The sequence below is a fragment of the Enterobacter cloacae complex sp. P18RS genome (genome assembly GCF_014982105.1).
GTDB classification, from domain to species: Bacteria; Pseudomonadota; Gammaproteobacteria; order Enterobacterales; family Enterobacteriaceae; genus Enterobacter; species Enterobacter hormaechei_C.
In genome coordinates this window covers 2,100-3,681 of record NZ_JADCKV010000044.1, presented here as the reverse complement: position 1 = coordinate 3,681, position 1,582 = coordinate 2,100, and the positions used below count along the sequence as shown (strand labels likewise).

Genomic DNA, 1,582 nt, shown 5'->3' with positions numbered 1-1,582 from the left:
AGGGCACCAGACCGCACCCACGCATAATGTGATCCAGCTTAAACTTCCCGCACTCCCTCATCCCTTCCCATTTACCTGCGCTTTTTCTGCGTCATAGTATGATCGTTAAATTAATGAACGCCGTTCTATAATGTAGAACAAAATGTTTCAACAAGGAGATCTCATGCCGCAGTCCGCGTTGTTCACGGGTATCATTCCCCCTGTCTCCACCATTTTTACCGCCGATGGCCAGCTCGATAAACCGGGTACCGCCGCGCTGATCGACGATCTGATTAAAGCAGGCGTCGACGGCCTGTTTTTCCTGGGCAGCGGCGGCGAGTTCTCCCAGCTCAGCGCCGAAGAGCGTAAAACCATTGCCCGGTTTGCGATCGATCATGTCGATCGTCGTGTGCCGGTCCTGATCGGCACCGGCGGCACCAACGCCCGGGAAACCATTGAGCTTAGCCAGCACGCGCAGCAGGCGGGCGCGGACGGCATCGTGGTGATCAACCCTTACTACTGGAAAGTGTCGGAAGCGAACCTGATCCGCTATTTCGAGCAGGTGGCCGACAGCGTCACGCTGCCGGTGATGCTCTATAACTTCCCGGCGCTGACCGGGCAGGATCTGACCCCGGCGCTGGTGAAAACCCTCGCCGACTCGCGCAGTAACATCGTCGGCATCAAAGACACCATCGATTCCGTCGCTCACCTGCGCAGCATGATCCACACCGTTAAAGGCGCCCATCCTCATTTCACGGTGCTGTGCGGCTACGACGATCATCTGTTTAATACCCTGCTGCTAGGCGGCGACGGGGCGATCTCGGCCAGCGGCAACTTTGCCCCACAGGTGTCGGTAAATCTTCTGAAAGCCTGGCGGGATAACGACGTGGCGAAAGCGGCTGAGTATCATCAGACCCTGCTGCAAATCCCGCAGATGTATCAGCTGGATACGCCGTTTGTGAACGTCATTAAAGAGGCGATCGTGCTCTGCGGTCGTCCTATTTCTACGCACGTCCTGCCGCCAGCCTCGCCGCTGGACGAGCCGCGCAAGGCGCAGCTGAAAACCCTGTTACAACAGCTCAAGCTCTGCTGAGCCGGACGATAACGATGACCATTGAGAAAATTTTCACCCCACAGGACGATGCGTTTTATGCGGTGATCACCTACGCGGCGGGGCCGCAGGGCACGCTGCCGCTGACACCGCAGATGCTGATGGAATCCCCCAGCGGCAACCTGTTCGGTATGACGCAGAACGCCGGGATGGGCTGGGATGCCAACAAGCTCACCGGCAAAGAGGTGCTGATCATCGGCACCCAGGGCGGCATCCGCGCCGGAGACGGACGTCCGGTTGCGCTGGGCTACCACACCGGACACTGGGAGATCGGCATGCAGATGCAGGCGGCGGCGAAGGAGATCACCCGCAACGGCGGGATCCCGTTCGCCGCCTTCGTCAGCGATCCGTGCGACGGTCGCTCGCAGGGCACGCACGGCATGTTCGATTCCCTGCCGTACCGCAACGACGCGGCGATCGTGTTTCGCCGCCTGATCCGCTCCCTGCCGACGCGCCGGGCGGTGATCGGCGTGGCGACCTGTGATAAAGGGC

Annotated in this window: 1 protein-coding gene and 1 pseudogene; both read left to right on the top strand. The window is 60.0% G+C overall.

Annotated features, from left to right (window positions below):
• Positions 1-163 precede the first annotated feature (163 nt).
• Positions 164-1,072 carry a 2-keto-3-deoxygluconate aldolase gene (gene yagE / locus INF61_RS22320; protein WP_032647056.1) on the top strand — a complete coding sequence of 303 codons (909 nt, stop codon included), beginning with the start codon at positions 164-166 and terminating at the stop codon, positions 1,070-1,072.
• 14 nt (positions 1,073-1,086) lie between these two features.
• Positions 1,087-1,582, top strand: a pseudogene (gene yagF / locus INF61_RS22970) (xylonate dehydratase YagF); the annotation flags it as partial.

Coding starts and splice junctions, on each gene's coding strand:
- yagE (WP_032647056.1), top strand. CDS start 164: ATGCCGCAGTCCGCGTTGTTCACGGGTATCATTCCCCCTGTCTCCACC.